We start from the raw sequence: 8,248 nt of genomic DNA, 5'->3' as shown, positions 1-8,248 counted from the left end.
GTCTTGGCGGGGACGGGCGTCACCGGCGCGTTGGCGATGTGGATCGCCCGCCCGTGCAACACCTCGGCGGCCTCCATGATCGGTTCCGAGAAGGTCGGATGCGGATGGATAGTCAGACCGATATCCTCGGCAGTGGCGCCCATCTCGATCGCCAGCGTGCATTCGGCCACCATCGTCTCGGCCATCGGTGAGAAGATACCCACGCCGATCACGAGATCCGTCTTCTTATCCGTGATGACTTTGACCATGCCGTCCGAAAGCCCGATCGTGCGGGCGCGCCCCAGCGCCGCGAGCCGGAACTTCCCGACGCCGATGTCATAGCCCGCGGCTTTGGCCTGCTCTTCGGACATGCCGACGGTCGCCACTTGCGGATCCGTGTAGACGCAATTCGGCATGGCGAGCGGATCGAAGGCGCTGGGCAGGCCGGCGATCACCTCGGCAGCGACGACGCCCTCTTTCATGGCTTTGTGCGCGAGCAACGGCGCGCCGGTGACGTCGCCGACCGCGTAGATGTGCGGCACGTTGGTCTGGCGCTGCTCGTTGACCGGGATGAAACCGCGTTCGGTCGTCACGCCGACGCGTTCGAGCGCCAGCTTGTCGGTGCGCGGGCGCCGCCCGACCGCGACGAGGATCTTCTCGAAGTCCATCGGTTCGGCGATATCGCCTTCGAACGTCACGCGCACGCGCTTGCCGATCTCTTGGGCGCGCACCGCTTTGGTCTTCAGATGGATGTCGATGCCTTGCTTCTGTTTGAGCGTGCGCACGAGCAGGTTCGAGATCTCGATGTCGGTTTCGGCGAGCGCCCTGTCGGCCAGCTCGACCACCGTGACCTCGGCGCCGAGGCGTTTGTAGATGGTGGCGAACTCAAGCCCGATGACGCCCGCGCCCAGGATCAGGATGCTCTTGGGGATCTCGGCCAGCGTCACCGCATCGTCGGAGTTGAGGATCTTGATGCTGTCGCGCTCGAATCCAGGCAGCGACACGGGCTCCGAACCGGTCGCGATGATGAAGCTGTCGGCGAAGAGCTGCTCCGCGCGTCCGTCCTGCTTCTTCACGCGCACGCTCTTGGCGTCCATGAACTCGACGTCGCCGGTCATCGAATCGACCTTGTTGACTTTGAACAGCGTGATGATGCCGTTCACCAGGTCGTCGACCATCTTGGATTTCCACTGGTTGAGCTTGGGCAGATTGATCTGCGGCGCGCCGCCGAAGTCGATGCCCATGTTCGCCGCCTCGCGCGCGGCGGCGATGACCTCGCCGACGTGCAGCAGCGCTTTGCTCGGCATGCAGCCCCAATTCAGGCAGACGCCGCCGACGCGCTCGCGCTCGATGCACAGCACGCTCTTCTTCAGTTGTGCCAACCGGATGGCGGCGCTGTACCCGCCCGGACCGCCGCCGATGACGATCGCGTCGTATTTCGTAGGCATGGTTTTAGCCTTCCATCAGCATCACGTCGGGCGCAGACAGCTCCGCAGCGACGTCTTTGACGAATTGCGCTGCGATGGCGCCGTCGACGACGCGGTGGTCGAACGAGATCGAGAGATAGGTCATCTCGCGCACGACGATCTGGCCGTCGCGCACGACCGGACGCGGTTGGATCGAGTGCGTGCCCAAGATGCCGACTTCGGGCCAGTTGATGACCGGGAAGGTGAACAGGCCGCCGACCGAGCCGACGTTGGTGATGGTGAACGTGCCGCCGCTGATCTCGTCGTGCGACAGCTTGCCGGCGCGGGCTTTGCCGGCCAGTTCAGCGATCTCGATGGCGAGCTCAAAGATGCTCTTCTGATCGGCCTGATGGATCACGGGCACCACCAGCCCGGCATCGGTGTTGGCGGCGATGCCGATGTTGTAGTCTTTTTTGAGGATGATCTCGTGCTTCTCGTCGTCGAGCGAGGCGTTCATGAACGGATGGCGCTTGAGCGCTGCGCACGCGGCCTTGACGAAGAACGGCAGGTAGGTGAGTTTGATGCCGCGCTCGGCCGCAGCGGTCTTGGCGCGCGCGCGCATGGCGACGAGCTCGGTGACGTCCGCTTCGTCCACGTGCAGCGTATGCGCAGCCGTGTGCTTCGAGTGAACCATGTGGTCGGCGATGACGCGGCGCAAGCCGCGCAGCGGGATGCGCTCGGTCTCGCCGGTCGGGCCCGATAACGCGCGCGCGACGATCGGCCGAGTAAACTCGGCCGCTACAGGAGTCGGTTGTGGTGCGGCGCCTGAGGCCACGCGCTCGACGTCGTCTCGCGTGATGCGGCCGCCGTCACCGGAGCCGCGCACGCGGTTGAGATCGATGCCTTTTTCCCGGGCGAACTTGCGCACGGCGGGCGCGGCCAGCGGGCGGCCAAATGGTCCTGGGGTCGCGCTTTCGGACGGCGCGACGGCGCCGGCTTGGCCATTGCCGGGCTTGACTTGCGGCTTCGAAGGTTTGGCGGCTTCAGGCGGAGTGGTCGGCCGAGCAAGCTCGGCCGCTACGGGGGTGGCAGTTACGGCAGGCGCCGCGGCGTGATCGGCCAGCGTCTCGCCTTCTTTGCCGAAGATGGCGATCGGCTTGCCGATGGGCACGACTTCGCCTTCGGCGGCGACCTGCTTGAGCAGCACGCCCTCGTACGGCGACGGCACTTCGACCGTCACCTTGTCCGTCATGACCTCGACCAACGGCTGATCTTGCTTGACGTGGTCGCCTTCCTTGACGAGCCACTTGACGATCTCGCCCTCGATGACCGACTCGGCCAATTCGGGCATCTCATATTCTACGGGCATCTCGTTTCGGTCGAATGAACTCGACCGCTCCATTGGGACTCTTAGAAATTCAATGTCTTCTTGATGCCGCGCGTCAGCCGTTCGACGTTGGGCATGTACGCCTTCTCGAGCGCGTACGGGAAGGGCGTATCCCAGCCCGTGACGCGGACGACCGGTCCTTCCAGATACTCGATCGCGTTCTCGGCCAGAAACGCGCTGATCTCGCCCATGTAGCCGCCGATGCGCGGCGCTTCTTGGATCAGCACCGCGTGTCCGGTCTTGCCGACCGATGCCAGGATCGCTTCCGTGTCGTAGGGCTGCAGCGTGCGCAGGTCGAGCACCTCGACGTCGACGCCTTCCTTTTCCATCGCAGCGGCGCCATCGAGCGCGACGGGAACCATGGCGCCGTACGCGATGACGGTGACGTGTTTGCCTTCGCGCGCGATCGACGCCTTGCCGAGCGGCACCTCGAACGGGCCCTCCGGCAGTTCGCTCTTCACCGCGCGGTAGATCTTCTTGGGCTCCATGAAGAGCACGGGATCGTTGTCGCGGATGGATGAGATGAGCAGGCCCTTCGCGTCGTACGGATTGCTCGGCACGACGACCTTGATGCCCGGCGTGCTCACATAGTACGCCTCGGGCGACTGCGAGTGATAGCTGCCGCCGCGCACGCCGCCGCCGTACGGCGAGCGCACGACCATCGGCACCTGGAACTCGCCTGCCGAACGGTAGCGCAGCTTGGCCGCTTCGGACACCAGCATGTCGAAGCCGGGATAGAGGAAGTCGATGAATTGGATCTCGGCGATGGGACGCAGACCATAGAGCGCCATGCCGATGCCGGCGCCGATGATGCCAAGCTCGGCCAGCGGCGTGTCGATCACGCGCTCCTTGCCGAACATGTCGATGAGGCCCTCGGTGACGAGGAAGACGCCGCCGCGCGGCCCGATGTCCTCGCCCAACGTCACGACGTTCTCGTCGCGCGTCATCTCGTCGATGAGCGCGGAGCGGATGGCCTGCACCATCGTGTAGGTCTGTTTCTTCTGTGCTTGCACGGTTGCCATGTTCGCGCTGCCTCCTACGACACGCCAAGCTCGGCGGCGAGCTCTGCCCGTTCCGCGTCGAGGTGGGGAGTACGTTTTTCGTAGACGTAGTCGAGCACCGTGAGCGGCTCGGGCACCGGGCTTGCTTCGGCTTCCGCGAACGCGGCCGCGACTTCAGCCTTGACGTCTTCGAGCAGTTTCTGCTCTTTCGCGTCGTCCCACAGCTTCTTGCCGATCAAGAAGTTGCGAAAGCGCGTGATCGGGTCTCGTTGCGTGCGCCACATCTCGAGCTCGCCCTTGGGGCGATAGCGCGTGTCGTCGTCGGCCGATGAATGCGGCCCGTAGCGATACGTGTACGCTTCGATGAGGGTTGGTCCGCCGCCGGCGCGCGCTTTGTCGGCGCACAGCTTGGTGACCGCGTAGACCGCCAAGATGTCGTTGCCGTCGACGAAATAGCCGTCCATGCCGTAGGCGCGGGCCTTCTCAGCGATGGTCTTGGTATGGGTCTGCTCTTCGAGACGCACGGAGATCGCGTATTGGTTGTTCTGGCAGAAGAACAACACCGGCGAACCGTAGACAGCCGCGAAATTCAGGCCGACGTGGAAGTCGCCTTCGCTGGTGGCGCCGTCGCCGAAGTACGTGATGGTGATGTCTTTCGTCTTCTTATAATGCTGCGCCATCGCGGTGCCGACCGCCTCGGTGATCTTGTTGCCGACGGTCGAGGAGGGCGGCACGATGTGCAGCTCTTTGCTGCCGCTGCCGTGCGGCATCATGCGGCCTTGCGTCGGATCGAGCATCCGGCCCAGCACGTGCGCGAACCACTGCGACGCCTTGAGACCTTTGACGAGCTGGCTGCCCTGCGAGCGATGGTCGCCGTACATCCAATCGTTCTTGCCCAGCACCAGCGCGCTGCCGACCTGCGACGCTTCTTGGCCCGCGACCTGGGCGTAAAAGCCGGCCCGGCCCTGGCGCACGAGGATGTAGCCGCGATCGTCGACCGTGCGGACGAAGACCATCCATCGGTACATGACCAGCAGCTGCTCGTTGGTCAGGCCGAGCGACGCGATGTCGCCGGCGGGCGTGCCGTCGTATTCGAGAAATTTGACCGGTTTATCTGTGAAGGGTTTGATGTCCATGCGAAATGGGTGGGCCTCCGCAACAACTATTATGGCGAGTTCCGCTTTCTTTGGATATCGGCCATTCCCTCCGCCCTTCGGAAGTTCTAGGCCCAGGGGTCGAGCGGGTTGGCGAGGCATATCCCTCTGTTGAACTTTTCTTTTCGCTTCGCGGGAGAATCGACCCGATGATCGCGCGTACGCCCAATATGACGGATTACGAGAGCACTCGACGCAGCTTTGCGTTCGAGGTGCCCGAATATTACAACTTCGCCTCGTACACGATCGACGGATGGGCGCGCGACCGCGGCAAGCTCGCGATGATCTGGACCGGCGAGGGGGCCGATCCACTCTCGCTGACCTTCGCGCATTTCTCCGAGGCATCATCGCGCTTGGCCGATGCGTTGCGCTCGCTTGGCGTGCAGCCCGGCGACCGGGCACTGTTGGTGGCTTCGCGCATACCGGAGTGGTGGGAAGCGTTGCTCGGCATGATCCGCGCGGGTGTCATTCCGGTGCCCGGCACGACGCTGCTCACGCCCAAAGATTTCGTCTATCGCGCCAATACCGCCGGTGCGGTGGCCGCCTTCGTCGACGAAGCGAATCTTGCCAAGCTGCGCGAGGTGCGCGATCAGTGCCCGACCCTCAAACACATCATCGTGTTCGGGCGGGCGTCAAGCGGCGCTCATGCATACGACTCGCTGCTCGCCGGCCGGCCGACGCGCTACGACGGCCCGCGCACGAAGGCGTCCGATCCGTGCCTCATCTACTTCACCTCGGGGACGACCGGCAATCAGAAGATGGTCCTGCACACGCAGGCGTCGTATCCGCTGGGCCACATCGTCACCGGCAAGTTCTGGCTCGATCTGCAGCCCAACGATCTTCATTGGAACCTGTCGGACACGGGCTGGGCGAAGGCGGCATGGAGCAGCGTGTTCGGACCCTGGCAGTGCGGCAGCGCGATTTTCGTCAACAACGCGACCGGCAAGTTCTCGGCCGCCCAGACGCTACGCATGCTTGAGGAATATCCGATCACGACGTTGTGCGGACCGCCGACCGCGTACCGCATGCTCGTGCTCGAGCCGCTCGAGCGATTCAAGCCCAAAGCGCTGCGTCATTGCGTGGCGGCCGGCGAACCGCTGAACCCGGAAGTCATCGACATGTGGAAGCGCCACACGGGCATGACGATCCGCGACGGCTACGGTCAGACCGAGACGGTGCTGTTGTGCGGCAACTTTCCGCCGCTCGATGTCAAGCCCGGTTCGATGGGCAAGCCGTCGCCCGGCTTTGATGTCGCGGTCATCGGCGACGACCTCGCGCCGGTGCCGGCCGGCAAAGAAGGCGACATCGCGGTTCGCGTGGTGCCCACGCGTCCGGTCGGTCTGTTCAAAGAGTATTGGAAGAATCCGGCCGAGATGGCGAAGTCGTTTCGCGGCGATTGGTACATCACCGGTGACCGCGCGTTCGTGGATGAAGACGGATATTTCTGGTTCGTCGGGCGCGGCGACGATGTCATCAATTCCTCAGGCTACCGCATCGGACCGTTCGAGGTCGAGAGCGCGCTCATCGAACATCCGGCCGTCGCCGAGTCCGCGGTCGTCGCGTCGCCTGACGAGATGCGCGGCGAGATTGTCAAAGCATTCGTCATCCTCGCGCCCGGCTATACCGCGTCGGACGCGCTGGCCGTGGAACTGCAGGAGCACTGCAAGAACTTGACCGCACCATACAAGTATCCGCGCGAGATCGAGTTCGTGACCGAGCTTCCCAAGACGATCTCGGGCAAGATCCGCCGCGTCGAACTGCGCGAACGCGAGAAGGCCAAGAAGAGCAGCCGATGGTAGCTGCCTTGACGGTCGTCGTGTCGCTCATCGTCTTCGCGGCAAATTCGGCCGGCACTGCGCACCCACCGGCTCCTTCGCCCACGCCGATCCACACCGGGGATGTCGCGCTGCCGTCGTGGCGCGCGCCGTCGAACTTCACGGTCCGGGCCCAAGGCCTCAAGCTCGAGGGCGTAACTGGAATCACCGCCGTCTACCGGTCGAGTGGACTCGTCTCTTCGCAACACGTGCCCGATCATCCGCGCTATGAGACCGTGACGCTCAAGCGCGGCCTCACAAGCAATACACAGTTCGCCGACTGGCATGCGAGCGCGGCATCGAAGACGCTGACGATCGCCACGAAGCTCCCCAACGGCGTGACGCGCACCTACAAGTTTGCCGGCTGCCGGCCGACCAAGTACACCGGGCCGACTCTATCGCCGGCGTCCCCCGGAAGTCAGGCTCCAGGCGACGTGGCGATCGAAGAACTGACGCTGAGCTGCGAAAGTATCACGCTCGAAAAGTAGCGACGCTGAAAGGAATCCGACATCAAACTCGCACCGTTTGCCTTCACCAAGATCTCGCTCGGTTTGTATCGCAACACCGTCGGGCAACCGCTGTCATCGGGCATGCAAGGCGACCTGCTGCGTGAGCTGCATCGCGACTACCCATCGCTGACGCAGATCCCGAACGGCGTGCTCTTCAGCGACCCCGCGCAAGGCCGCACGCTCGTCGTGGATCAGACGCATATCGAGGCGTCGGAGAACAGCGCACACGTGGCGGCGTCGGCGATCGAGCGGCTGCAGAACGACGTGCGCATCGCCGCGCCGATCGTCGACATGGCGGCGCCGTACCGCGTTCGGGTCGAGGCCACCGGCACGGTCCAAGCGCTTGAGGGCGTGAACCCGGCATCGGTGCTGCGCGAACACGCGCCGCCTTCACCCGGCTGGGATCAGATCGCCGGACGCTGCACGCACGCCTGCGTGCGCTACCTGTTCACCGCCGACGACGGCACGCAGCGCGACGTCCACGTCGAGCCGCTCTTCGCCCAGCCGGATCGGTTCTACGTGATGGTGGTCTCGGTCAACGGCGCCCAGGGCGCGGCCTCGCTCGATGCGGCGATCGGCCAGACCAGCGATGAGGTCGCGATCATCGAACGGCTCGGCAATCGGATCGTCGCCGATCTGGTCGGCTGACGAGTGACGCCGGACGCGTGGGCCGCTGTCGCGGCGGGCGCGGGCGTCGTCATCGCCGCGCTCTTGACTGAAGCCGTGATGCGCTGGCTCAAGGCGCGAAGGCGAACGTGAGGACGGTCGAATAAATTCGACCGCAACAGCTACACTTTGAAGAGCTCGATCGCCTTCGCGCCCGTGTACATGACGACACCCTTGGTCTCGGTGTACAGGTCGAGCGTCTGCATCGCTAGCTCGCGGCCGAATCCCGACTGCTTGTAGCCGCCGAACGGCACGCCCGGCATGATCGAGACCGGCGAATTGATCGCGACGCCGCCGGCCTTGAGTTTGCTCGCCACGCGTTGCGCGCGCCC

The 8,248-nt window shown here is 64.5% G+C and carries 8 protein-coding genes; 3 read left to right on the top strand and 5 right to left on the bottom strand.

Translation table 11 applies throughout. From position 1 onward, the window contains the following. The 4 genes from lpdA to VKF82_03020 form a co-directional block, all read right to left on the bottom strand. A partial coding sequence (gene lpdA, locus VKF82_03035; GenBank protein ID HME81032.1) for a dihydrolipoyl dehydrogenase occupies positions 1-1,427 on the bottom strand: 1,427 nt, incomplete at its 3' end. A gap of 4 nt (positions 1,428-1,431) precedes the next feature. Continuing rightward, positions 1,432-2,754, bottom strand: a complete 1,323-nt coding sequence (locus VKF82_03030) for a dihydrolipoamide acetyltransferase family protein (GenBank protein HME81031.1) — start codon at positions 2,752-2,754, stop codon at positions 1,432-1,434. A 41-nt stretch (positions 2,755-2,795) separates the two neighbouring features. Further along, positions 2,796-3,794 (bottom strand): alpha-ketoacid dehydrogenase subunit beta, encoded by a 999-nt coding sequence (locus tag VKF82_03025; protein ID HME81030.1) that lies wholly within the window; start codon positions 3,792-3,794, stop codon positions 2,796-2,798. A gap of 14 nt (positions 3,795-3,808) precedes the next feature. Beyond that, on the bottom strand, positions 3,809-4,909 hold the full coding sequence (locus VKF82_03020; protein ID HME81029.1) for a thiamine pyrophosphate-dependent enzyme: 1,101 nt from the start codon (positions 4,907-4,909) through the stop codon (positions 3,809-3,811). A gap of 167 nt (positions 4,910-5,076) precedes the next feature. On the opposite strand from VKF82_03020, the gene VKF82_03015 reads away from it, so the two are divergent. From VKF82_03015 to VKF82_03005, 3 genes are all read left to right on the top strand, one after another. Continuing rightward, positions 5,077-6,726 (top strand): AMP-binding protein, encoded by a 1,650-nt coding sequence (locus tag VKF82_03015; protein HME81028.1) that lies wholly within the window; start codon positions 5,077-5,079, stop codon positions 6,724-6,726. Next, positions 6,720-7,229 carry a phage tail protein gene (locus VKF82_03010; protein HME81027.1) on the top strand — a complete coding sequence of 170 codons (510 nt, stop codon included), beginning with the start codon at positions 6,720-6,722 and terminating at the stop codon, positions 7,227-7,229. The genes VKF82_03015 and VKF82_03010 overlap by 7 nt, the downstream gene beginning before the upstream one ends. A gap of 63 nt (positions 7,230-7,292) precedes the next feature. Then, entirely contained in the window at positions 7,293-7,898 is a 606-nt protein-coding gene (locus tag VKF82_03005) for a hypothetical protein (GenBank protein HME81026.1), read from the top strand. Between the two features lie 140 nt (positions 7,899-8,038). On the opposite strand, the gene VKF82_03000 is transcribed toward VKF82_03005, so the two are convergent. After that, the coding region (locus VKF82_03000; GenBank protein HME81025.1) for an aldehyde dehydrogenase family protein at positions 8,039-8,248 on the bottom strand (210 nt) is incomplete at its 5' end.

It is taken from the genome of Candidatus Eremiobacteraceae bacterium (genome assembly GCA_035314825.1).
Lineage (GTDB): Bacteria > Vulcanimicrobiota > Vulcanimicrobiia > Eremiobacterales > Eremiobacteraceae > JAFAHD01.
Note: the sequence above shows the minus strand (reverse complement) of the source record. Positions and strands in the feature narration are given on the sequence as shown.

Excerpts from the sequence above, each read along its gene's own strand:
- VKF82_03010 (HME81027.1), top strand. The coding sequence starts at position 6,720 with ATGGTAGCTGCCTTGACGGTCGTCGTGTCGCTCATCGTCTTCGCGGCA.
- VKF82_03030 (HME81031.1), bottom strand. The coding sequence starts at position 2,754 with ATGCCCGTAGAATATGAGATGCCCGAATTGGCCGAGTCGGTCATCGAG.
- VKF82_03025 (HME81030.1), bottom strand. The coding sequence starts at position 3,794 with ATGGCAACCGTGCAAGCACAGAAGAAACAGACCTACACGATGGTGCAG.
- VKF82_03015 (HME81028.1), top strand. The coding sequence starts at position 5,077 with ATGATCGCGCGTACGCCCAATATGACGGATTACGAGAGCACTCGACGC.
- VKF82_03020 (HME81029.1), bottom strand. The coding sequence starts at position 4,909 with ATGGACATCAAACCCTTCACAGATAAACCGGTCAAATTTCTCGAATAC.